The sequence below is a fragment of the Paenibacillus sp. RC67 genome, from assembly GCF_030020805.1.
Lineage (GTDB): Bacteria > Bacillota > Bacilli > Paenibacillales > NBRC-103111 > Paenibacillus_S.
Window position 1 is genome coordinate 345346 of record NZ_CP125098.1, and the last position, 23784, is coordinate 369129.

The following is a 23784-nucleotide window of genomic DNA, read 5'->3' on the forward strand; positions in this document are numbered from 1 at the left end:
CATTCACCCCAATGGAATAATCTAACTACCTCGACAAGTATCGACACTATTTGCGGAAATGTGATATCATTTAGATCTTGATAAAGTGGTAACGTAATAAAGCAAAAATAGTAAAAGGTGGTTCACATTTGTATGAAACGTTTAGCAGCTATGGCATTAGTCATCACCGCAGCAGTATCTATCTTTACCGGATGCTCCGGCGCGAAAGATTCTTCTTCCGCTTCTGGGGACAGCAAAAAAATAGTAATTGGTATTGACGATAAATTCGCTCCGTTAGGTTTTAGGGATGAGAAGAATGAAATCGTCGGTTTTGATATTGACTATGCGAAAGCGGCAGTGGAGAAGATGGGTTCCACAGCTGTATTTCAGCCTATTGATTGGAAAACCAAAGAATCGGAGCTGAGCAGCGGCCGGATCGATCTGATTTGGAACGGTTACACCATTACCGATGAGCGTAAATCCAAAGTGTTGTTCACTAAGCCGTATCTGAAAAACGCACAAGTGGTTGTGACTTTGGCCAAATCGAATCTCTCTAAGCTGGATGATCTGACTGGCAAAGTCGTAGGACTTCAATCCCTTTCCTCTGCATCAGATGCTTTGAATGAAAGCCCGATCAAATCCAAGGTTAAAAATGCAACGGAATACTCAGACAACGTTCTGGCGCTTAATGATCTGAAGATCGGCCGTGTCGATGCAGTCGTTATCGATGAAGTTGTCATTAATTACTACATGTCCAAGGAAAAAGGCACCTTCAAGCTGATGAATGAATCGCTGGCGCCTGAAGAATACGGAATTGGCGTGAAAAAAGGCAACGAGGCACTGCTTCAGAAGCTGCAAAAGGCGCTGGATGATATGAATCAAGACGGCACTGCGGCGAAGATCTCGCAAAAATGGTTTGGTGAAGATAAAGTATTGAAGTAATTGAACGGATGAAGATAAGCGGACGGGTTTCTTCTTGTGGAAATCCCGTTTTGCTTTTTGGGGGAGTTTTCTATGTCTTTAGATAAATGGATTTCGATGGTTAAGCCTATGCTGGAAGGCGCCCAAATGACGGTCCTTCTATTTCTGATTGCCATCGTTATATCAATTCCGTTTGGTTTCTTGCTCACGCTGGCAGTCAAAAGCAGCAGCAAGACGTTATCCGGGTTCGCCCACGCTTATATCTATATCATGCGTGGCACGCCGCTGCTGCTGCAGCTTTTGGTCATTTGCTTCGGGTTGCCGATGCTGCCGGGAATCGGTGAATATTTGGTGCTCGATCGTTTTACCGCGGCTTGCGTCGGGTTTATTTTGAATTATGCGGCTTATTTCGCGGAGATTTTCCGCGGCGGTCTGCTGGCTATCGATAAGGGGCAATATGAGGCTTCCCAGGTGCTGGGGTTCAGCAAGTGGCAGACTTTGACGCGAATCATCCTGCCTCAAATGTTTCGGGTCGTCCTGCCTTCGGTGTCTAATGAATCGATTACGCTCATCAAGGATACTGCGCTCCTGTATGCCGTAGCGGTTCCGGACCTGCTGCACTATGCCCAGACGGTGGTGAATCGTGACTTCACGATTGTACCTTTCTTCGTAGCGGGTATCATCTATTTGATCATGACGTTGTTGTTAACCGCATTGTTCAAATGGCTGGAAAGAAGATTTAAATTTGAATAAAAGGACTGGCTGATGTGGCTATCATAGAAGTAACCAATCTTACAAAATCCTACGGCACACTGGACGTGCTGAAGCAAATGTCGTTTGAGGTCAATAAGAACGATGTCGTGGCAGTCATCGGCCCTTCCGGATCGGGTAAAAGTACTATGCTCCGAAGTCTTGTCCATCTCGAGCAAATCAATGGCGGCACCATCACGATAAACGGGGAGATGCTTGTAGAGAACGGGGTGTACTCCAAGCCTCAGGACATTAAGCGGATAACGGCCAAGATGGGTATGGTATTTCAGCATTTCAATCTATTTCCGCATCTCACCGTTAAGCAGAATTTGGAGCTTGCTCCGAAAGTTGTTAAAGGCGAATCGGCTGCAGACATCGGAAGACGCAGCTCGGAGCTGCTGGCTAAGGTCGGTCTATCCGGACGGGAGGCACAATACCCTTCCAAGCTTTCCGGCGGGCAAAAGCAGCGCGTTGCAATTGCCCGGGCTTTAATGATGAACCCGGACATTCTGTTGTTCGACGAGCCTACTTCTGCTTTGGACCCTGAGCTGACGGGTGAGGTGCTGCAGGTAATGAAGAAGCTGGCCGAAGAACACATGACCATGATCGTTGTAACTCACGAAATGGGGTTTGCCAAAGAAGTGGCTAACCGCGTGATGTTCATCGATCAGGGAGAAATCATCGAGTCGGGTTCGCCTCAGCAGATCTTCACGATTCCGCAGTTCGACCGAACAAGGGCGTTTTTGAACCATAGCCTGAAGTAACCATAAAGTTGAAAAAAAGCACGGACCTCAAGGTCGGTGCTTTTTCTATCCTCGAATGAGTTAATATGTAAATCTAATCTCTGAAAATATGATCGATCTTCTCGATTTCTTCTTGGGTTAGCTGCACATCTAACGCTTTTAAATTGTTGATGACTTGCTCCGGACGTTTGGCTCCGGGAATAAGCACATCGATAGATGGGCGGGTCAAGTACCAAGCGAGAACGACATGGGCGACTTCAGCCTGCTTACCGTTGGCGATTTCGCGAAGCTGCTCCACCTTGTCCAGATTGCGAATATAGGCCTCACCCTGGAACAATGGGTTTCTGGAGCGGCCATCCTCAAATGTTGAATCCTTAGTATATCTACCGCCCAACAAACCGGATGCCAGTGGGAAATAAGGAACGAACGAAATATGACGCTCTACGGTGTAGGGCAGGATAGCTTCCTCTACTCCCCGTCGGAACAGATTGTATTCGGACTGGAGCACATCGACTTGTCCTTTGGCGTTAGCTTCAGTAAGCTGCTCAATAGAAAAGTTAGAAACGCCGATAGCGCGGATTTTGCCTTCGGCTTTGAGCTGCTGTAATGCGCCAACAGCTTCATCCTTTGGTGTCGTTTTATCAGGAAAATGAATATAAAACAAGTCGATATAATCGGTCTGCAGACGCTTCAAGCTGCTATGTACCGATTCTATTAGGAATGCCGGAGAATTATCAATCTCGACCTTGCCGTCGACAAACTTATGTGCGGCTTTGGTTGCAATGACGGTGTCCTGACGCTTACCGGTTTCTTTCAATACTTCCCCGATCAGCTGCTCCGATCGTTCCGGGCCGTAAATAAATGCGGTATCTATGAAGTTAATGCCATGCGCTAATGCGGTTCGAACGACTTCTTTGCCGGTGTCGTCATTCAAATGAGGAAACAGATTATGCCCGCCAACAGCGTTGGCTCCAAGCCCAATACGGTTTACATATAAGTCCGTTTTACCGATACGTGTTTGCTCACCCATACAATAAGTCATCTCCTTTATTTGGCATACTTTAATTATATACCTATTTAAGCCGATAGGAAATTAAGAATATTAAGCTTGTTTTGTGTAGGCTTCGGGTGTTTTGCCAACAGTAGCTTTGAAGTCTTTGATGAAATGGGACTGGTCGTAATAGCCGAGCTTCAGAGAAAGCTCCAGCAGATCCAGTTGATGGCCTCTATCCATAGCCTCCGCTGCGTTTTGGAGCCGATACAGCTTGATAACGGTTTTGGGGCTAAGACCAACGTATTGCTCGAACAATCGCTGCAGCTTCCTTATGTTTATGGAGAAGCATTCCGTGACTTGATCCACCTTGGTGAACTCGCGCTCCCCCGCAATCCGATCGATGATTTGATTAATCAGAATGATATTCTCATCCCGTTCGGGCAGCTTCGGCCGAATGAGGCTTTCGACAAACTCAACCATTTTTGTTTCTTCGGTCTGGGATAAGATCAACTCTTCTGCAGTCCTAGCTTCAATACCCAATAGGTCATAAATTTCCATAGGACGCTGGAGAAGCTCGGAAACCGATTGTTGAATAAACGGATAAAAGCCACCGGGCTTGAATTTGGCTCCTACCACACATCCTTTATCTTGAAGGAGAATAGAGTAAGTTTGTTTGGCAGCTCCATAGACGGCTGATTTGCCGGGCTCGAAGATGAGATTGACGCAAGGGTTCGGAACCACACTCTGCAAATAAGGCTCTTGCCCTGTTAAATCCCAGCTGACGATCCAAAAATGCTTGACGAAGAAGCCGATATCTTCAGAAGGTGTGTATCGGTTGAGATGATACTTGGCTTGATCTAAATTCAGAATACCCATACTGGGCTTGGGAATGTGCTGAGTCATGAATGCTTCCTCCTGCTCATATTAGGTCATAAGAATGAAGGGTCCTGCTGTCGCGTTTTTACAATACTTGGTTGACGGGACAAGCTATAGTTACATTAAAGCACATTACTTGGAATAAAGGAGTGGGATAATGGAACTGAAATACGAATTTTATATTGGAGCTGCAACTGAACAAGTCTGGGAGATTCTTGTGACACCAGAAGGAACACGAAAGATTTTTTTTGGCAGTGAGCTGCAATCGACTTTTCAAGTGGGGGAACCGTTCCAATATGTAGGTCCTGGTAATGATGGGGATGAGACCGTTCATGTTTACGGCACCATATTGGCCTATGAACCGAACCGTTTGTTGAGCTGCCTCGAACACCCAGGTCCATCTTACTATCCGAATCATGCAGAGTTGGAGTCGAGGATTACGATGACGCTGGAAACGGTCGGGGAATGCACGAAGCTGACCTTAGTCAACGATCAATGGAGCGACAATCATCCGTCGATTTCAAATACGTCGAATAGCTGGTGGATGATCTTGAGCAATATCAAGACATTAGCTGAAACAGGGAAAACTTTAAATTTAGGCTGGTAGACAAGCCGTATTCATTGTAGAGAAGGACGTCCTTAGGGGCGTTCTTTTCTCATTATACAATTTGGGAAGCCACGGAAAAAGCTGTATTTAGAATAAAGAGGGGAAGGCTGTCGAGTGGAAAAACGCGTTAATGCGGTGAAGGAGTTAATAACGACGAGAATAGGGCAGGAAGTTTTCGTCTTGATGGTTTTGTCCCCATATGATCAAGAAATAAGGGGAAATATCGGGTGTAGGGTGCTTGTATCCGGTTTTTCATGAAAAATCCGGTTTGATATACTTAATATAAACAAACAAACTAGAGAAACCACAAAACCAGGGAGCTGACTGAAGTTGAATCATGAGGAGCTGTTAGGACGTCGGAGTGAAATTTTGAAACGCCATATCGGGAATTTGGTTAATAAAAATAACCAGCATGGCTTGAGCGAGCAAGAATCCATTTTTCTAAAGGATATGGTCAAAGAATTTCACCGAAACAAATACGAATTGAATGCCAGCCGAAAAAAATAACTCTTGTTCCTATAGCAGGGAGCCTGACCGCATGAAGCGTCAGGTTCTTTTTTTTTAGTGAGAGTAAAAAAACCTTTGGATAACGGCGGTTTTCCCAGCACGTATGTCTGGTGGGCAGCTTCCGGGGGTTGTCAAGAAGATAAAAACAAATGGGGAAAAATGGACTAGGTATCCCGGTGGGATAACCCCTTCAGGCCCGCTTCGCTCCTCCAGGGGATACCCCACCTCCCACCTTATCCATTTTTCAGTGTATTGGATTTCTCAAGTATGGCAATCAATCACTCAAAACCGTGAACTCGGAAATCTCCTGCAAAATACGCTCGCGAATGCGGTCCACGACCCGGAAATCCATAGCCTGAACATAAATCTGCTCCAGTTGATCATGAAAGGACTTCGCCTCAGCCAAATGCTGCGTGGACTGCTTCATTTGAGAAGTATACCGCTCTTTGATACCGCTTAGCACCTCTGCGTTGGCTTCATCTGTTCCCGGCTTGATGCAGCGAAGGTACATATCGACGATATCGTCCCCGGCCCGTTCCGGAAAATATTCATGCGGAGCCGTGCTGTCGAATATAGCGAAACCGAGCTCCCGAACGATGATCATGTCGAGACTGTTCGGATCGAAGCCGCAGTGATAAATTTCGATGTCGAAGCCGCGCTCGATAGCTGTAGCTGCAAGCTTTTTCAGCATAGTCGATTTGCCGGAGCCGGGACGGCCTTTGAGGAAGAAGCGCCGTGGTAAGCCTTCCGTCAGATTGGGGACAAAATCGACGGCTCCAGCAGGCGTAGCCGCGCCGAGAAACCGATGGTCCACCCGACTTAGCTTCTCCAGCTTGAGGTCACCGAACAAAATATCTTTATATTCATCGGTCAGCTCATCGGCCGCAGCGAAATCCATCGTCTCAAAATATACAGCCTCCCACTCGTCATGAATACGGAGCGCTTCAGCGAAGCCAGCGTAAGCACGTTCATAGGCTTGCTTAATTTGATAGTTCAAAGCCCCTATAGAATCGCGCTGCTCATTCAGTTCGGCTGCATTCCAAGCCTCGCCAAGATTAACGTACTGCTCTACTGCACCGGGCAGTTTAGGTTCAATGACGTGAGGAGCCGTTCCGTCGACAATGCCGATCTTAAGAGCTGGAACGATCAGTCCGTCCAATGAATCGCTGTCCGAGGCGCAATGTATGAAAAGAATGTCGTGCCCATTGTTAGCCAAGTGATCGCCGATGTAGCGAATCAAGCTGGACTTTCCAGTCCCGGGCCCGCCTTTCAAAATATAAATACGATCCAATCCTTGCAATGAAGAGTCAAAAAGACTCGTGAAGCCGTGGGCTGTATTACCGCCTGCAAAAAAGTTTTTGACGTTTCCTGTCATTTCGGACACACCTTTCTGGGCTAATGTCATGGTTGCATAGTTCATCGTATTATCGACCTTTTGAAAAGGTGCGACTAATTTGCGTTAGGCGCAAAATAAGTAGGGTTCTTTTCCCAATTATTATTGCTATAATGAACTAAAAACCTGCTGTCCAAGGGAGAAGGAAGGGAAGAGCTGACGCATGAAAAAAATTAATAAACTCAGGATGCATGAAATGGTTGCCGATGAGTTGAAGGCATTCATCCGAGAACGGGATCTGAAGCAGGGCGACAAGCTTCCTTCTGCCGATGCCATTATGAAGCTCCTGGGAGTCGGCCGTTCCTCGCTGCGGGAAGCGCTCCGTTATCTCGAAGCGACCGATGTGGTCGAAGTCGTAAACGGCAAGGGAATCTATGTGAAGGAAGCAGGGCACTACCAGATGTCTGCCAAAATCAAAATCGAAGATGAAAAGTCGGCTCTGCTGCAGCTAATGGAAGTGCGAAGGGCACTGGAGGTGCTTGCAGTACAACTAGCGGCAGAGCGCTCAACGCCAGAGCAAATGGAGGAAATGCGGTATTATCTCCACGAAATTGAAGTAACGGAAGGGCCCGGCAGCTCGGTAGCGGATATGAAGTTTCATCAGGCGATTTATAAGGCTGCAGGCAATCCGATTTTGCAAAGCTTGGTTGAATCCGTCTGGGAGTTGTTCGCGGTATTCTGGAATGCCCCTCTCGGGCGACAAGAAATATTTAATGATAGTTTTCCCTTTCATCAGACTTTATTCGACGCGATTGTGGAGCGGAATCCGACAAAAGCTTGTGAAGAACTCAATAAACTGATGAACAGCATGGAGCAAGCAATTCGCAATGTATAATACATGTTAATTTAAATTACATCAACATTCTACAAAATTCGATAAAACGCTTACAATGCATAAAACCGAGTTAAGAAACATAACAAATCCCTATTGACTTCGTCCAATCCCCATATTATGATTTGGATAATTAGCCCGCCTTAACCTGTCATACAGGTATATAGGTGTCGCTGGACAAGAACCTTTTTACCACATAGGACAGTCTGAGTTCACTGAAGCGTTATCGTAATGAAGAACATTCCTATTGGCGATAAAACCAACCATTGAACGCGGTCACACTTCTATGAAAATACATCGATAGAGGTTTTCTCATAACCTACTAGACGTCCTTGCATACGAAGGATAGCAATCTATAAGCACTGCTATCATACAGGTATACAGGTAGTAAATCACATGGGCAAGAGCTTCCGTAATACACGTATTGGCAGCGGGGGACTATATCAGACTCAAGTCTTGTATAGAAAATAAACCATAGTGGAGGTTGGTAGTGTGAAGGGGACAAAACGATGGGTGGCCGTTTCACTGATTCCGGTTTTGGCGGCGGGCACATTAAGCGGTTGCTCTAGCAGCGATACGAAGGGATCGACGGATGGGGGCGCTAGCTCCGGAACCGTCACATTGAAAATGATTGAAAGCTTAACCAGTCCTGCCCGAACGGATGTCATTAAGAAAATGATCGCCAGCTTCGAATCCGCAAACCCCAACATCAAGGTAGAACTCATCTCTCCTCCACTGGAAAGCGCAGATAATAAAATATCCACTATGCTCGCGGCCAAGGAAGATCTCGACGTACTGGAAGTACGTGACGTAACCGTGAAGCAGTTCGTCACTAACAAATGGATTGCCGATTTAACCCCTTATACATCCTCTTGGAGCAACTACAAAGACCTCAATGCCAACTCAATTGCTATGGCCAACTATATCGACCAAAAGCCCTATTACATCCCTTATGGACTTTATCAGAAAATGCTGTTTTACCGAAAAGACTGGTTCGATCAAAAAGGTCTGACCCCACCAAAAACGTGGGAGGACTTGAGTAAAGCTGCCAAAACGCTGACGGATCCAGCGAACAATCGCTTCGGCTATTCGTTCCGTGGAGGTTCCGGTGCGGACGGCTATATCGTCGATCTTCTCCGCGATTACAACGGGAAAAATGTGAATACGGATGATACGATGTTCCTAAAAAGCGGCGCAACCATCTTCAGTACCCCGGAAGCGAAGCAGGGGATGCAGCTGTACGTGAGCTTGTACAAGGACGGTTCACCGAAGGATTCCGTGAACTGGGCATTTGCGGAGCAGGTCCAAGGGTTCGTATCCGGAGCTACCGCAATGCTCATTCAGGACCCTGACACTATTGATCCCGTGAAGCAAAAGCTGAAGGAGGGCACCTGGGCTACCGCACCGATGCCGACAGGTCCTACTGGGGCTTCGCACTATAAGGTAGGAGCTGCAGGCTGGGGAGTGACGTCCTATTCCAAACATCCGAAGGAAGCGTGGAAGCTGATTGAATTCATCTCCAGTCCGGAGCAAAATGCCGTGTTCACCAAAGTAGCGGGTGTCATTCCGATTCATAACAGCGCGTCCGTTGATAAATATTTCAAGGAAGGTGCTTATAAGCCTTATATCGACATGGCGAACGATACGGCCCATTACATACCGTATAAGCCCGAAACGGATTATAAAGGCTTCGGTGAATGGCGAAATGTCGTCCAGCAGGACGCTCAGGCGATCCTTCTCGGAAAAATGTCGATCGACGACGCTTTGAAAAAGTGGGATGCCTACTGGGTGAATGAGAAAAAGCAGGGGAAATAAGCCAGTCCAATTGAACGACGGGTAGACCTCGTGCTGCCCGTCACCTCTATTATGGGAGGGACCTCAGATGAAACCACGTGTTGCACAGCCGTTACGGGAGGGGGGAAGGCCGTTTCGGCTCAATCGTACGCAGACCTTTATTTTCCTATGCTTGCTTCCCACATTGCTCCTCGTCTTCGGATTTACCTACTTTCCTATTCTTAGAGGCATCAATGTAGCCTTCCAAAATTACTCGCTCTTTAACTTAACTGATGTCCATTATGTAGGGTTCAAAAATTTCCAAACCGTGCTGGGAGCCGCCCAGTTCAAGACGATAGTCGTTAATACGGTCATGTGGGTGGTCATCTCGCTCGTCCTGCAGTTTCTGATCGGGTTCATGATGGCGCTGTTGATGCGCAGAAGCTTCCCGGGGCGCGGTATCTATCAAGGCTTTGTCTTTTATTCCTGGGCATTGTCCGGATTTCTCATCGGCATCATATGGCGTTGGCTGTTTAACGGTCAGATCGGCGTCATTAACGACCTTCTGCTGAAGCTTGGTCTCATTACGGAACGCATCGGCTTTCTATCGGATCCGAATTGGGCTATGTTCTCCGTTATCGTTGCGAACATTTGGTACGGAGTAGCGTTCTTCGCCATAATGCTGCTGGCCGCCTTGCAATCGGTTCCCTCTGAGCTGTACGAAGCAGCGGAGATGGATGGGGCGAGCAGCTTCAATCAGCTGTTTCAGGTCACCATTCCGTACATCATGCCTACGATTATTTCCACAACGGCGCTGCGAGTCATTTGGATTTTCAATTTCCCCGATCTGATCTATGGGATGACCAACGGCGGACCAGCTGGGTCCACCCATATATTGACGACTTACATGCTGGATAAAATTATTTTCGCCGGTGACTACGGGCAGGCGAGCGCCATCGGTATCATCTGTATCGCCGTTCTGCTGCTGTTTACGACCTTTTATCTGTTTGCAACGAAAGCGGAAAAAGCAGGTGATTTCTAATGAACAGACGAATGACTTTACCCGGAAAAGTAGGCAAAACCGTTGTTCTTGCCGTGTATTTGCTGTTCATGGTGTTTCCGTTATATTGGATGGTCATTACGTCCTTGAAGCCTCGAAACGAAATTTTCACACTGCCTCTCCAATATTGGCCGAAGCACTTTTCATTAGAAAATTATGTGCAAATTTTTAAAATATCGAAATTCCATATTTACATCGGCAACAGCCTTGTGGTTTCGCTCATTTCAGCAGCCATCGTGCTGGTTGTGACCATTTTGAGCGGCTATGTTCTGGCGCGGTTTACGTTCAGCGGTAGCCGTCAGCTGATGCTTGCTTTTTTCATTACGCAAATGGTGCCATTGTTCATTGGCTTCAGTACCTTGTATTGGATGATGTCCAGGATGGGGCTTCTGAATAAGCAGGGGGCTCTGATTCTCATGTACACGGTCGGCTTGGTTCCCTTCTGTACGATTATGCTGAGAGGATTTTTTCAGCGCATTCCGGCAAGTCTGGAGGAAGCGGCTATGGTGGACGGCTGCTCAAGAATGAGCGCTTTGTTCCGGGTTATCGTTCCGATTATGATGCCGGGCATATCGGCTACGTTTATTTTTGCCTTCGTGCAGAACTGGAACGAGCTGTTCATGGCCATTATGTTCATCGATAAGGAGAGCTCGAAGACGCTGCCTGTCGCCATGAATTCGTTCATCACCAAGTTCGACATCGATTGGGGCTCTATGTCTGCCGCAACCGTGCTGTCCGTCATTCCGACAGTCATCCTGTTCGCAATTTGCCAGCGGTTCATCGTGGAAGGCTTGACGCAGGGAGCGGTGAAAGGGTAGTGCAGTGACAAAACCATTGGAAGGGGAATTCCCGTGGACTCTAACCAAATAAGGATGGAAGACGAGGATAACGTTCCTCGACGTGCTGTCGATCCGAGCACGCGAGTGGCTCATGATCCACATGACGATGAGCATCAAGGTGCTGTCGTGATGCCCATTTACCAGAACAGCTTATTCACCTTCTCTACCTATGAAGAATTCGATCGGGCCATGACGGGGAATGGCGATATCCCAGTATATTCGCGCGGACATAATCCGACCGTACAGCAGTTGGAAGTACGCTTAGCTGCTCTTCAAGGAGGAGAGAAGGCGAGGTGCTTCGCATCGGGAATGGCCGCTATTTCGACGGCGATCATGGCGCATGTTCGGTCGGGGGATCACGTCATATGTGTAAATCAAGCCTATGGCCCGACACGGGAGCTGCTGAGCGTGTTCCTGACGCAATACGGGGTGGAGACGACCTTTGTCGATGGAACGTCTATGGATGCCTTTCAAGCGGCGGTGCGGTCCAATACACGGGTGATGTATCTGGAAAGCCCGACAACGCAAACGTTCCGGCTTCAGGATCTGCGCGCTTGCGCGGAGCTGGCACGTAGCATTGGAGCGGTGACGATTATTGATAATACATGGGCTACGCCCTGCTATCAAAATCCGTTCGAGTTCGGCATCGACCTTGTACTGCATTCCATCAGCAAATATATCGGAGGCCACAGCGATATTATCGGAGGTGTACTGATCGGGAGTGAAGAAACGATCAGTCGAATCAATCGCAGCGAGTACTTGCTGCTTGGCGGCGTGATGACGCCGCACTCGGCGTCCCTGACCATGCGAGGCTTGCGGACGCTGCCCTTGCGGATGGAGAAGCTGGAGCAGAACGGACTCACGGTAGCGCGACATTTGGAGCAGCTACCTTTTGTAAGGAAGGTTAACCATCCAGGACTTGCTTCGCACCCACAGCACGAGCTGGCGAAGCAGCAGATGCACGGCTCCAGCAGTCTGTTCTCCTTCGAGACCGACCTGCCGCCTGAGGAAATGAAGGCGTGGGCCGGCAGGCTCGGCTATTTCCGGATCGGTGTGAGCTGGGGAGGGTATGAGAGTCTGGTTACTGTGGGCCGGTCGGTTCCCGGCTACGAATCCATACAAGGCTCCATAGTTAGGCTGTATATCGGGTTGGAGCATCCTCAGGTGCTGATAGAGGATATCATGCAGGCTAGTCATGGGTTGGACATTTAAAAGGGGAAGGGGATTCGGCTTGGATTCAGTCAATAAATGACTAACCAGATTAATGTATGGACGATTAATGGAAATATACCGAAAAGGCTGTTCCCTATTCCAGATGAGTAGGACAGCCTTTTTGCGTTATACAGTAAACGAGATATCTTCCTTACAGAGCCCTCATACGATTGTTCCTTGGATTATGTTCGACTTCCGCAAGCCCTAATGCCTCCATCAAAGGAGGGACGTACATGCCGAATCTGCCACGAAACCCTTTTTTTAAACCGTACCAACCGCCTAGCGGGTTTTCAGGAGAACGCCCCCAAGCTTCAACCGTACCTTCTTTTGCTGGTTTCTGTTCATCAGCGCTTCCTAGTTCAATCCAGTCTCCATGCTTCTTTAGCATAGCGTATAGGTCGTCTATGCAGCGATAGTCGTAATGCAAGACGGTTTTACCTACTATGCACACGATAATGGCTTGGCCATTTTTTTCATCCTTATACATTTCATATTCGGAGGTTTGAGGAGGTGTCTTTAACTTCCATGGATTTTCTTTGGTCCCCTTTGCTGTCGACATATCAGTACCCCTTTGGTTTTTATTTTTTATCCACGGGTACAGCATATCACAAAGAGGTGTTGGAGTCCGACTGACATCAACACACAGGGAGGTAGCAGTATAAAACAAAAAAACATCGCCCAATCGGTCGATGTTTTTTTGTAATCTAAGAATTTCATGTGGAATGACCAGTATACCTTTCCATCAGCTTCTGTTCTGCTATATCATCCGACAAATATCGACCAAATTATAGTAATTTCCCTATGTATCTATTAAAATGGATTTGCATAATAGGGAATTCCTCCCACGGAATACAGATCATACATCGACGATTATAGGAGAGAGAAGCTTGATGATAGAGAGAAAGAAGAGTAGGCAGCATAGCATAGCAGCAGCTGTACTAGGGATCAGCCTTATTTTTGGTAGTACACATGCAGTTTCAGGAGCTGCTTCCGATTCCACACCGGTAAACAAGGAAATTGTCTACCCGTATCAGGAGTATTCGTATGAATTGATGTCGGAGGAGATGAATAAGCTGGCTGCTGTTTATCCTGGATTAATCGAAGTGAAATCGATCGGGACGACTGACTTTGGGAGGGACATTAAAGCCGTCAAACTGGGTAAAGGGGAAGCCTCCGTCCTCATTGACGGGTCTCAGCATGCCAGGGAATGGATGGGGACCAATCTCATTCTCTATATGATTGACCGCTATGCTTATGCCTACGAAAATAATATGAAATACGATAAATATGTTGTTCGCGATTTGCTGGATCACTGCTCGATCTGGTTTGTTCCAATGGTGAATCCGGACGGCGTGACCCTTCAGCAGAAAGGGCTGGATGCTTTTCCGGAATATTATCGTGATTATATGCTCAGCATGAACGGCGGGAGTGATAATTTTAAACGCTGGAAGGCGAATGCGAGCGGGATCGATATTAATCGGCAGTATCCTGCCATGTGGACAGGCATTGTCAATTCTCCCAAGTATCCGATGTTCAAGAATTATAAAGGCTCCGAGCCTGCGGAAACCGCAGAAGCAACTAGCATGATCCATTTTACATATCAGATCGACCCGGAAATCGCCTTTTCCTACCACACCTCCGGCGAAGTGTTATATTGGTATTTCAACACGGCACCCGAACATATGGCTAGGGACAAGAAGATGGCAGACAGCATCAGCGCAATGACAGGATACAGTCAAGTTAAACCGGTCAAAGATCCTTCGGGCGGTGGCTTCACCGATTGGTTTATCGCGCAATTCGGACGACCTGGGTTTACAGCGGAATTAGGACCGTACCAAGAAGAAACCGAGCTGCCGCTCTGGACCTTCACCGACATATGGAGCGAGAATCAGAATATCGGGTTATACTTGGCTTCGGAAGGGTATAAGCTGTGGCAGGAGCGCTATCCAATGGAGATGGTCGAGGAAAACATTCAGCTGCTGGAGCCGGTACAGCTCTATAATCGGCCCAATGAGTCGTTTCCGGTTGGGGGAGAGCTGGGCAAGGGGAACGTGAAATCCGATGCTCATCTTGGGGATTGGTATCGTGTCCCTACTTGGCTTGGTCCGAAGTGGATACGGCTGAATCATACCCCGTTCTTAAAAGGATATAGCAAAAAAATGGAGGAGCGTATAAGCTTAAGTAGTTCAACGTCCATTTATAAATATCCGATTGAGGAGAATCCTGTACGGCTTGGCGATTTGAATCCACAGGAAGTGCAGGCTTTGGAGCGCTGGAACGGCTGGATATTAATTCGGACGTGGTTAGGTGACGGTTGGATTCAGCAGCAGAAGTAGCTATTTATACGAAATATGCGAGGGTATATTGAAAGATAGAAAGATCTAAAGAGGAGGGAAGGCATGACAGCTATTTTTCGCAGTAAAATGAGCTTTATTGTTCTAGCGACTGTGCTTTTGATCAGTGGTTGGTTGGGGGGCAAAGCCAGTCAGCGCCAAGACGCCTAACGAACAAGTCGTTTGCTTGGATCCGGGCCATCAGCTGTATGGCAACAATGCTCTGGAGCCAGCTTCTCCGGATTCGAATGAAATGAAGGCAAAGGTGACTTCGGGAACTAGGGGAGTCAAGACAAAGAAACCGGAATATGTCCTGACTTTGGAGGCTTCCCTGCAGTTGAAGGACAAGCTCGAGAAGCTAGGCTATGAGGTAGTTATGACCCGGGAAACCCATGAGGTGGACATTTCCAACATAGAGCGGGCACAGAAGTGCAACGACGTCCAAGCGGATTTGGCAGTACGAATCCATGCGGATGGAGATAACTCTCCGAAAGCTCAAGGCATCTCCGTGCTGTACCCGGCATCGAGCAAGGGAAATCAAGCATGGGTTGCCCAAAGCAAGGATGCGGCAGGCGTAATCCTGAACGAAGCGATAGCTGCAACAGGAGCCGTATCCAGAGGCGTTGTTCCGCGTTCGGATTTGACCGGCTTCAATTGGTCGACCGTTCCTTCCGTTCTAATAGAGATGGGCTTTATGACGAACCCAGAAGAAGATCAGAAATTATCTGATGCGGATTATATGAATCGATTAACTAACGGTATTACCGCAGGTATCAATCAGGTATTGTCTTCCCTAGCTGACGAACCGGAAGTAGAAGGGCAGTCTCAAGTGTACTTGGGGGCGAACAGCCAATTGTTCGATTTCTCGAATGGAAAAATGATCCGTACCCAAGTAGCCCTTTCTCCGCAAATCGTGCAGCTTTCCGCTGCAAAAGGCAGCTGGGGCAAAGTGAGCACCTGGATTGGAGATAAATGGGTCTATCTCGGACAGGAGGCCTTCCCTGTAAAGCTTGTAGACAAACAAGCCATGCTTTCCGAGGACACTCCTTTCTATAGAAGTCCCTCAGATACGAACTCGGCAGGGCGGCTAACTGCACAGAACATAAATGTACACGCACAGTGGAACGACTGGTATTTAATAGAAACGTGGATGGGGAGCATGTGGATTTCCATAGGGAACGCAAGCTGAATCTTGAATGGATTATGGAGGAGTCACCTAAGTGGCTCCTTCTTTATATCCACGGCTTATTTGCTGATAAAATTAAAAAGATTTACTGGTGAGCGGTTACCTTTTTCCTTCGTCTGCGTTGTTATTGGTGTGAAAGGAGGAGCCATGATTGAAACGGTCCTTTGCCCTCGTCTATGATGGATTTTTTAATGATCTATATCGTTATGTTTACAGTAAAGTAGGCAACAAGTGGGACACCGATGATCTGGTCAGCGAAATTTTTCGCAAAGCCTTTGAAAAATATGAATCATTACAAGAACCGTCGAATGCCAAAGCATGGCTCTTCACGATTGCACGCAATACAATCATCGACTTTTATCGAAGAAAGAAGGATGCTCTGGCGGGAGAGGCCATGGAATGGATTGCTTCACCGGAATCATTGGAGGGTGAGGTCGAGCAGGAAGAAGAGCTGGCGTGTTTGCAAAAGGTGCTGGCTTTTTTACCGGAGGATGAACGGGAGCTGGTTAAGCTCAAATATTTTGCAGGGCTCAGGCATCGCGAGATCGGGGAGGTCTTTAGCAAATCCGAAGAGGTTATTAAGATGCGTGCTTTCCGGTTGTTGAAGAAGATGAGTGTCCTTGTCAAAAACTGTCTGGAAGGTGTGAAACGAAATGGATGATAGCCGGATAGAACAATCGTTGCGCACTCTGAAGGACCGTATACCGGTAAATGAGGAGCTGAAGCAGCGACTCAAGCAAGAATTAGTGAAGCCCCGAAAACGGTTTGCCCTGCGTAAATGGGGTATCTTTGCTGCGGCAGCGGCTTTGCTTATCGGTGTGGGCGTTTTTACACTTCAAGGTCCCACTGGTATCCATAGTGTATCTGCCCAATCGCTTCAGGTGCAAAATCAAATATCGTTCGTCGATATCGGCTCGGGCAGTCCGCTGGACTTTTCAGAATATAAAGATACGATTTATATCCCCATTGCAGGAAAAGGGTTGTTCGCCTATGACAGCCAAGGGTTTCATCAACTGCTTAAACGTGAAGTAAGCAGTGCCAAAATCAACTCAAACGGCAAACAGCTGATCATTGCGGCAGACGGTTCTTTAGCCGTCTATGATCTGTCCTCCAAGCAGTACCGTGAGGTGCTTCGCAGTCAGAATGATACCTATTATGAGCAACCGTCGTGGAAGGACGACCATACCATCCTGTATGTGAAAAGGGTAACGGAACCCGCTGGGGATCATGGATTTACGTTCAAAGAATCCGGGATCTATGAGCTGAATCTTACCAATCTGCAAAGCAAAAAACTGGGAGAGGGGTCCGCCCCCTCCTATGCCAATAAAGAAAATGCCATAGTCTTTGAGAAAAGGGTAGGGGATGAGCCGCAAATCGTTCGCAAAGAGTTAAAAGGCGGAGAAGAAACCGTCATAGATAACGGACGGTTCCCGTCTGTATCACCTGGAGGCGAATATATCGCCTATGTGAAAACGGAAGAAAACAACCGGGAGCTGAAGCCGGGAGCTTCTGTTCAAGAGCGTGTAGACCAAGTGTGGATCGCTGATTTGAATGGACAAACGAAGCGGTCGATTACCTATAATACTCCCAGTAAGTTGGTGTCCGAGCAGGAGTGGTTGAACAACCTGGAACCTGTGGATGTCCCACAGATGCTCGTTCATTCCGGTCTGTTTAGCTACTATAATCCGGTCTGGAGTACGAAGTCGGATAGCTTGTATGTGCTGAAGGACAGGAACAATGAGGGACAAGGAATGAGCGTGATGCGCATTGATCTCTCCAGCAAATCCCTGCAGACCGAGGAGGTCGTGAGAGCCTTTAACCAGGCGGCTATTCTCCGTGATGATCTTTTTCTCCGCAGCCTTTTGGCAGGAAATCAGAAATGGGTGACAACATCCAATCCGCAACAAGTTAGCTTCTCAATTATCGGGAGCGGGACGGAGGATAATAAGCCATACGTTGATGTGGAGCAAAATAGAGCTTACACAGCAAATCCGGACTACTCTGTCGGTTATACCCGATATTATCTGATCCCCTCCAATAAAGGATATCTTATTGACCATATGGATAATATGCCTGGAGGAATAGATACCCTTGTTGGTGAGCAGAGGGATGGCACCATTGCCATAGAGGGGACGAACACGAAGCAGGAGACGTTATTCTCCAATGCATCGATTCCGGAAAAGCTCCGGCCTGCCGGGAAATTCCGCATTGCTTCATTGGCGTACTTGACGAAGCAAAAGCAGGTTGTTTTTACGCTTCAAGCCCTGCAAGATCCATCTCAGCATCAACGATCCTCGGTGAAGGTCATTAAATACGATCTGGGTAGCAAGTCGTTCGAGGAGATTGCTGATATCCAAGCGATAGCAGGTTGGAGCAATGTAGCTGTGGAGAGCCTTATCGTTTCGCCTGATGGACGTTACGCAGCGCTGGATCTTCTGTCGGACGATGAGTCGAGTGCTGGGTCCCATGTCTTATTGTTAGATATGGTGAAAAAGGCGAGTATACCGCTTGAAGAGCGGATAGTTGATACGGCAATTGAGGGAACGCATACCTACTATTGGGAGGGCAGCAAGCTGCATTTCATGCTGAGCAGCAGTGGCCAAAAGCTTCATTATGTATGGAACGCATCAACCAAAACAATAGGTCGTCCTTAAAAGGAAACGGCAGGGGAGTCAACCGTTAACAGCGGTGTGGCTCCCTTTGTTCGCTATATAGGGTTATTTCAAAGGGTCATCGAATACTACCGACGCTGCTGAGGGGCTCTTTTGGCTTTGGAGCACTTCAAGCAATACCGCTTGCCGTAGGCTCTTGCGTAGGCGACGATTTTGCGGATCATCGATTTATCCGGAACTTTGGTGAATGGGCAAGGATCGGGGCAGGTATTCACTTCCAAGTGTTCGGAAAGATGGAGTGGATGAACCCTGCAGGCAGCGCCAAGGATAGGCCGGCGCTCTTCATGCTGCGCGAGGCTTTACGACGCGGTGAGATTACAACAGATAGCGTTGTAATCGAATCCAGCTCGGGCAATCTGGCGATAAGCCTTGCGCAATTGTGCTGCTATTTGGGGCTGCGCTTTATTTGTGTTGTGGACCCCCGAACGACAGAGCAGCATAAGCAAATCATTCGTGCTTTTCACGGTGAAATCGATTTGGTGACAGAGCCGGACCGGGAGACTGGCGAATTTTTGCCTGCACGGCTGAGAAGAGTGGGGGAGCTGCTGCGGCAAATACCGAACAGCTATTGGACGAATCAGTATGGGAACCCGGATAATTACCGCGCTCATGCCGAAACGACGATGACAGAAATCGGCGAGCAGCTCGGACCCATCGATTATTTATTTTGCGGTGTCAGCTCGTGTGGAACGATTCGGGGCTGTATGGAATACATCCGCAGCCGACAATGGTCAACGCGAATCATTGCGGTAGACGCAGAGGGAAGTATCATTTTCGGAGGAGTGAAGGGTCCCCGAAAATTCCCCGGTCTTGGATCCGGTATTACGCCCGCTTTGCATCGTTCTGATGTTGCTGACCTTGTCATGTATGTGTCCGACAGGGAATGTGTCCAGGGCTGCCGCGACTTGGTCCGTCAGGAAGCCATTCTGGCTGGGGCATCCTCCGGCGGGGTCATAGCGGCTATCCGTCGATTAAGCGGCAGCATTCCCGAAGATGCGGTATGTGCTGCGATATTGCCGGATCGGGGCGAACGGTATCTGAACACCATTTATAATGATGAATGGGTAAGACAAGAGCTAGGCTTCGATCCGAGCTCGTTCTAGGAGGGCATAGCATGATTTATTTGCATGACGGTCATATTCGCGAGACGGGGATGGACTGGAACGAATTGATCGGAGTAATTGAAGAAGTCATCAAAGTGAAAGAGAGCGGTCAAAGTGCGCATCCGTTGAAGCCGTATTTACGGTTTCCTGATGAGCCTGCCAATAGGATTATAGCAATGCCGGCTTACGTAGGAGGGGACTTCAACATTGCAGGCATCAAGTGGATTGCGAGCTTTCCCGGCAACCGGAGTCGTGGGCTGCCGCGTGCGCATAATACGATCTTGTTGAACGATGTCTCCACCGGGGAGCCGCTTGCTTTCTTTTACAGCGGGATGCTGAATGCTATTAGAACGGCTGCCGTTAGTGGTGTCATGCTTCGTGCTTATTTAGCATCACGGAGGTTGGATGAGCTGCGTGTAGGCATTATCGGTTGGGGGCCGATCGGAAGATTGCATCTGGAGATGTGCGAGCAGCTGCTTGGTGACAAGCTGAAGCATGTTACCTTGTATGACATTAATGGAATTGAACCCGGCACGGTACCCGCAAGACTTCGAGAGATCACAACCTTTGCGGAGGATTGGCGAACGGTCTACCATAATTCTAATGTATTGGCGACCTGCACTGTTGCGGCTGACAGGTATATCGATGAGGCCCCGAAACCAGGGGTATTGCTAGAGCCGATCTACTTCAATCCGATGGGATTGGCCCTATTTGACATCGGTATTGCGGATCATTATTTACGCGAGGCGCTTCATCGTAGAATTGGAATAAATCTGGAAATCTAAATGTAGACAAGGATGGAACCTATAGGGTTGCCGTAACGCAAAAATGGAAGGAGCTGCTGCGCTAGCCGAGCGCTTAGCTTTGTCCAATTTCGTTATTGGCAACATTTTTTTTTACAACAAGTGGTCAATAGGTATATTATTAAGATAGTAATATTTTTTGGATACAATTCTAACTACTCCTATAGGATAAAAAAATACGAAATGGAGGGGCAGCATGTTCAATTCTCAAAGAAATCGTCAATGGATCATCCTGGTTTGGTTTGTCGTATGCTTAGTTGTGTTCCCATTAACCCCTCCCATCTCACAAAACCTTACATTTGAAGAAAATGTATTAAGCCAGTTTAACGAAACGCCGGCTTTTATGCGGGTCGCGCCCGAATCTTCCAAGATTACCGTTCCGGTACTCCTTCCCCCTGTACCCTGGTATGAAAAAGAGCCAAGTCCCGATCCATGCTACCCGCTTTTGATTGTCACCTTTTTTATATTTTTACATTCCAAAATACCTAAGCTGTTAAAAAGGGTTGTACTCGCGCCACTGAAATACACCTCGGATTACGTGGTAGTTACTTATTCAAACCTGATAACCAAGTAGGAATGAATAAGTGTAAGAAGAGGGGATTTCAATGACTAATATTCCGTTATCACAAGAACAAATCGCTGCTCAGCATCAAAAAGTAACACGGACTAAATTCTTTCGTAGAATCTTGTTAATGATCTTTGGATCAGCGTTATTCTCTATGGGACTCGAAATTTTTCTCGTTCCTAACAATATTATTGACGGCGGTATTGTAGGTATTTCGATTATTTTATCGCACCTGCTTCATATTCCGTTAGGAATCTTTCTGGTTCTGCTCAATTTGCCTTTTCTCATGATCGGCTACAAGCAGATTGGGAAAACCTTTGCTATATCGACGTTATTTTCTGTCCTTGTTATGTCAATTGGCAGCTCGCTCCTGCATTCGATTAAACCGTTCACTATGGACCCGCTGCTGGCGGCCGTGTTCGGAGGCGTTATTCTTGGTATTGGCGTGGGCTTGGTTATTCGTTCGGGCGGATCGCTTGACGGTACCGAGATCGTAGCTATTCTGTTCAGTAAAAAAACGCCATTCTCTGTAGGCGAAATCGTTATGTTCTTCAACCTGTTTATTCTTAGCAGCGCCGGCTTCGTCTTCGGCTGGGATCACGCGATGTATTCTCTTATTGCTTACTTCGTTGCTTATAAAATGCTCGATATCACGATCGAAGGCTTGGATCAATCCAAATCGGTATGGATCATCAGTGACGAATCGGAAAAAATCGGACAAGCTATCACCTTCCGGCTTGGCCGCGGCGTAACGTATTTGAAGGGAGAGGGCGCATTTAGCGGGGACGACAAAAAGGTCATCTTCAGCGTCATCACCCGTCTGGAGGAAGCGAAGCTTAAATCTATTGTGGATGAGCACGACCCGAATGCATTTCTCGCTATCGGCAACATTCATGATGTGAAGGGCGGACGCTTTAAGAAAAAGGATATTCACTAAAAAACAAGGCAGCTCCAGGAGGTTATTTAGCCTCAGGGCTGCCTTTTTCATATAGAGAATGGGAAGGTGGACCAATCGTTAATCCTGCGCTGTTAAAATAAGCGGCCCATTGGCAGTAATTGCAACTGTATGCTCATATTGTGCCGATAAGCTGCCGTCCACCGTTCTCGCTGTCCAGTCGTTAGCATCCATCATGGCATGCCAGCCTCCGGTGTTGATCATCGGCTCGATGGTAATGATCATGCCTTCCTTTAAGCGAAGACCTGTTCCTGGTTTCCCAAAGTGGGGAACCTGCGGGTCCTCATGCAAGGTGGGTCCGACGCCATGTCCGCAAAAGTCTCTAACCACTGAGAAGCCCGTCGGCTCTACGAACGATTGGATCGCATGACCGATATCGCCGAGACGGTTTCCGACCAGTGCCTGCTCAATGCCTTTATACATCGATTGTTGAGTAATCTCCATTAATCGACGGGCCTCTTCCGAGATGGTGCCTACCGCATAGGTCCAGGCTGAATCGGCCAGACTACCGTTCAAATTAATCACAAAGTCAATGGTGACAATATCGCCGTCCTGCAGCGGACGCTCATTCGGAAATCCGTGACAAATCTCGTCGTTGATCGAGGCACAGGTGGCGTAGCGATAGCCATTGAATCCTTTCTGCTCCGGTGTTGCTCCGATTTGAGCCATGAAACGCTCTGCGAAAGCATCGATTTGCAGTGTGGTCATTCCTGGACGGATGATCTTGGCGATCTCCTTGTGCAGCGCAGCAACTTGTTTGCCTGCTTCATGCATCATGCGGATTTCTTGTTCTGTTTTTATCGTTATCATGTTTTTTCTCCTTTGGGGTAAGGCTTTTAAGCCTGCAGTCCTTTGAATAACACGGTGGTGACATCGCGTATCCATTCATCACGGTTTGTAGAGCTGGAGCTGTCTTTATTGCCAATATAAGTGCCCGTTGCACCGATTAATGCAGCGAAAAATACAGAAACCGTTGTGCTGGGCTGCATGGCTGCGATTTGTCCCAAACGGATCCCTTCCTCCACTGCCTCCAGAACAGGCTTATACAGACGAGCGTGAAAATCAGCTAGCAGCCTATCGTTATAATAAACAACAATGGGTTCGGAATGAAACCAGTTTTTAAACAAAATATAACCAAAGGGCTGCCTCAGCCAGCTTTCTAATTGTAGAGCTGCGTATTGCTCTAGCCGCACTAACGGGGGCTCCGATGATTGCATCGTCTTAGCAGTAACGAGAGCGGCTTCTTCAAATGCCTCAAGCAGCAAATCCTCAACCAGATGGAGCTTATTATTATAGTAGTGGTACACCGTCCCCCGGCCTAATCCGGCCTTTCGGGCGATATCGCCCATCTCCATCTGCATGCCTTTCTCAAGATAAACTTCCACGGCGGTGTTTCGGATTTGAGCAATCCGCTGCTTCCGGATCGCATCGTTTTGTTCAACAGTTCGAGGTGTCAAAAGCGATCCTCCTATTTTAGACATTCATGAATGTCGATCTAAAATCATTTTCATTATATATCCATGATCAGGAAAGCACAACTGACTTCAAATATAAAAAAATTTGTCACATGACAAAAGTGATGACAACGCTCACTACAAAACAAATTTCTTTTGATTTATATTAGTAGTTCGAATAAATCAGCTGCACAAAAATGTGTTGAATTTAACATTTTATGTGAGTA

The 23784-nt window shown here is 47.6% G+C and carries 24 protein-coding genes; 17 read left to right on the forward strand and 7 right to left on the reverse strand.

Annotated features, from left to right (window positions below):
- Positions 1 to 132: 132 nt before the first annotated feature.
- The 3 genes from QMA13_RS01585 to QMA13_RS01595 all read left to right on the forward strand — a co-directional run bounded on the left by QMA13_RS01585 (position 133) and on the right by QMA13_RS01595 (position 2414).
- On the forward strand, positions 133 to 921 hold the full coding sequence (locus QMA13_RS01585) for an amino acid ABC transporter substrate-binding protein (protein WP_282939065.1): 789 nt from the start codon (positions 133 to 135) through the stop codon (positions 919 to 921).
- A gap of 72 nt (positions 922 to 993) precedes the next feature.
- Complete coding sequence (locus QMA13_RS01590) at positions 994 to 1653, forward strand: amino acid ABC transporter permease (protein WP_282939067.1); 660 nt, start codon at positions 994 to 996, stop codon at positions 1651 to 1653.
- Between the two features lie 14 nt (positions 1654 to 1667).
- Positions 1668 to 2414 (forward strand): amino acid ABC transporter ATP-binding protein, encoded by a 747-nt coding sequence (locus QMA13_RS01595; RefSeq protein WP_282939069.1) that lies wholly within the window; start codon positions 1668 to 1670, stop codon positions 2412 to 2414.
- 73 nt (positions 2415 to 2487) lie between these two features.
- Here the strand turns inward: QMA13_RS01595 and QMA13_RS01600 are convergent, their stop codons facing one another.
- A complete protein-coding gene (locus QMA13_RS01600) occupies positions 2488 to 3423 on the reverse strand; it encodes an aldo/keto reductase (protein WP_282939070.1) in 936 nt (311 codons plus the stop codon).
- 72 nt (positions 3424 to 3495) lie between these two features.
- Positions 3496 to 4290, reverse strand: coding sequence for an AraC family transcriptional regulator (locus QMA13_RS01605; protein ID WP_282939071.1), 795 nt, complete (start codon positions 4288 to 4290; stop codon positions 3496 to 3498).
- Positions 4291 to 4420: 130 nt separating this feature from the next.
- Here QMA13_RS01605 and QMA13_RS01610 point away from each other — a divergent pair, with 130 nt between their 5' ends.
- Together QMA13_RS01610 and QMA13_RS01615 are read left to right on the forward strand one after the other, a co-directional pair.
- Positions 4421 to 4870, forward strand: a complete 450-nt coding sequence (locus QMA13_RS01610) for an SRPBCC family protein (RefSeq protein WP_282939072.1) — start codon at positions 4421 to 4423, stop codon at positions 4868 to 4870.
- Between the two features lie 330 nt (positions 4871 to 5200).
- Complete coding sequence (locus QMA13_RS01615) at positions 5201 to 5377, forward strand: hypothetical protein (protein WP_282939074.1); 177 nt, start codon at positions 5201 to 5203, stop codon at positions 5375 to 5377.
- Positions 5378 to 5651: 274 nt separating this feature from the next.
- Here the strand turns inward: QMA13_RS01615 and QMA13_RS01620 are convergent, their stop codons facing one another.
- Positions 5652 to 6752, reverse strand: coding sequence for a PRK06851 family protein (locus QMA13_RS01620; RefSeq protein ID WP_282943202.1), 1101 nt, complete (start codon positions 6750 to 6752; stop codon positions 5652 to 5654).
- A gap of 181 nt (positions 6753 to 6933) precedes the next feature.
- Between QMA13_RS01620 and QMA13_RS01625 the strand changes: the two genes are divergently transcribed.
- The 5 genes from QMA13_RS01625 (at position 6934) to QMA13_RS01645 (ending at position 12486) form a co-directional block, all read left to right on the forward strand.
- Complete coding sequence (locus tag QMA13_RS01625) at positions 6934 to 7605, forward strand: FadR/GntR family transcriptional regulator (protein WP_282939075.1); 672 nt, start codon at positions 6934 to 6936, stop codon at positions 7603 to 7605.
- 489 nt (positions 7606 to 8094) lie between these two features.
- On the forward strand, positions 8095 to 9417 hold the full coding sequence (locus QMA13_RS01630) for an ABC transporter substrate-binding protein (protein ID WP_282939077.1): 1323 nt from the start codon (positions 8095 to 8097) through the stop codon (positions 9415 to 9417).
- A 67-nt stretch (positions 9418 to 9484) separates the two neighbouring features.
- Entirely contained in the window at positions 9485 to 10417 is a 933-nt protein-coding gene (locus QMA13_RS01635) for a carbohydrate ABC transporter permease (RefSeq protein WP_282939078.1), read from the forward strand.
- Positions 10417 to 11253 (forward strand): carbohydrate ABC transporter permease, encoded by an 837-nt coding sequence (locus tag QMA13_RS01640; RefSeq protein WP_282939079.1) that lies wholly within the window; start codon positions 10417 to 10419, stop codon positions 11251 to 11253. The genes QMA13_RS01635 and QMA13_RS01640 overlap by 1 nt, the downstream gene beginning before the upstream one ends.
- 33 nt (positions 11254 to 11286) lie before the next feature.
- On the forward strand, positions 11287 to 12486 hold the full coding sequence (locus tag QMA13_RS01645; protein WP_282939080.1) for a trans-sulfuration enzyme family protein: 1200 nt from the start codon (positions 11287 to 11289) through the stop codon (positions 12484 to 12486).
- 151 nt (positions 12487 to 12637) lie between these two features.
- Here QMA13_RS01645 and QMA13_RS01650 read toward each other — a convergent pair whose 3' ends face one another.
- Positions 12638 to 13045: a DUF6855 family protein gene (locus QMA13_RS01650; RefSeq protein ID WP_282939082.1), complete on the reverse strand. Its 408-nt coding sequence runs from the start codon at positions 13043 to 13045 to the stop codon at positions 12638 to 12640.
- Between the two features lie 331 nt (positions 13046 to 13376).
- Between QMA13_RS01650 and QMA13_RS01655 the strand changes: the two genes are divergently transcribed.
- The 4 genes from QMA13_RS01655 to QMA13_RS01670 all read left to right on the forward strand — a co-directional run bounded on the left by QMA13_RS01655 (position 13377) and on the right by QMA13_RS01670 (position 18659).
- Positions 13377 to 14822, forward strand: coding sequence for a M14 family zinc carboxypeptidase (locus tag QMA13_RS01655; RefSeq protein ID WP_282939084.1), 1446 nt, complete (start codon positions 13377 to 13379; stop codon positions 14820 to 14822).
- A 124-nt stretch (positions 14823 to 14946) separates the two neighbouring features.
- A complete protein-coding gene (locus QMA13_RS01660; protein ID WP_282939086.1) occupies positions 14947 to 16008 on the forward strand; it encodes an N-acetylmuramoyl-L-alanine amidase in 1062 nt (353 codons plus the stop codon).
- Between the two features lie 148 nt (positions 16009 to 16156).
- Positions 16157 to 16666, forward strand: a complete 510-nt coding sequence (locus tag QMA13_RS01665) for an RNA polymerase sigma factor (protein ID WP_282939087.1) — start codon at positions 16157 to 16159, stop codon at positions 16664 to 16666.
- Positions 16659 to 18659: a TolB family protein gene (locus QMA13_RS01670; RefSeq protein WP_282939089.1), complete on the forward strand. Its 2001-nt coding sequence runs from the start codon at positions 16659 to 16661 to the stop codon at positions 18657 to 18659. The genes QMA13_RS01665 and QMA13_RS01670 overlap by 8 nt, the downstream gene beginning before the upstream one ends.
- 86 nt (positions 18660 to 18745) lie before the next feature.
- Here the strand turns inward: QMA13_RS01670 and QMA13_RS01675 are convergent, their stop codons facing one another.
- Positions 18746 to 18898 carry a hypothetical protein gene (locus QMA13_RS01675; RefSeq protein ID WP_282939090.1) on the reverse strand — a complete coding sequence of 51 codons (153 nt, stop codon included), beginning with the start codon at positions 18896 to 18898 and terminating at the stop codon, positions 18746 to 18748.
- On the opposite strand from QMA13_RS01675, the gene sbnA reads away from it, so the two are divergent.
- The 3 genes from sbnA to QMA13_RS01690 all read left to right on the forward strand — a co-directional run bounded on the left by sbnA (position 18899) and on the right by QMA13_RS01690 (position 22085).
- Positions 18899 to 19780: a 2,3-diaminopropionate biosynthesis protein SbnA gene (gene sbnA, locus QMA13_RS01680; RefSeq protein ID WP_282939092.1), complete on the forward strand. Its 882-nt coding sequence runs from the start codon at positions 18899 to 18901 to the stop codon at positions 19778 to 19780.
- A gap of 11 nt (positions 19781 to 19791) precedes the next feature.
- Entirely contained in the window at positions 19792 to 20565 is a 774-nt protein-coding gene (locus QMA13_RS01685) for a 2,3-diaminopropionate biosynthesis protein SbnB (RefSeq protein ID WP_282939094.1), read from the forward strand.
- Between the two features lie 623 nt (positions 20566 to 21188).
- Positions 21189 to 22085, forward strand: coding sequence for a YitT family protein (locus QMA13_RS01690; protein ID WP_481858120.1), 897 nt, complete (start codon positions 21189 to 21191; stop codon positions 22083 to 22085).
- Between the two features lie 78 nt (positions 22086 to 22163).
- On the opposite strand, the gene map is transcribed toward QMA13_RS01690, so the two are convergent.
- The gene (gene map / locus QMA13_RS01695) at positions 22164 to 22913 is read right to left on the reverse strand and encodes a type I methionyl aminopeptidase (protein WP_282939096.1); all 750 of its coding nucleotides are present in this window, start codon (positions 22911 to 22913) and stop codon (positions 22164 to 22166) included.
- 26 nt (positions 22914 to 22939) lie between these two features.
- Positions 22940 to 23560 carry a TetR/AcrR family transcriptional regulator gene (locus tag QMA13_RS01700; RefSeq protein ID WP_282939098.1) on the reverse strand — a complete coding sequence of 207 codons (621 nt, stop codon included), beginning with the start codon at positions 23558 to 23560 and terminating at the stop codon, positions 22940 to 22942.
- Between the last annotated feature and the right edge of the window lie 224 nt (positions 23561 to 23784).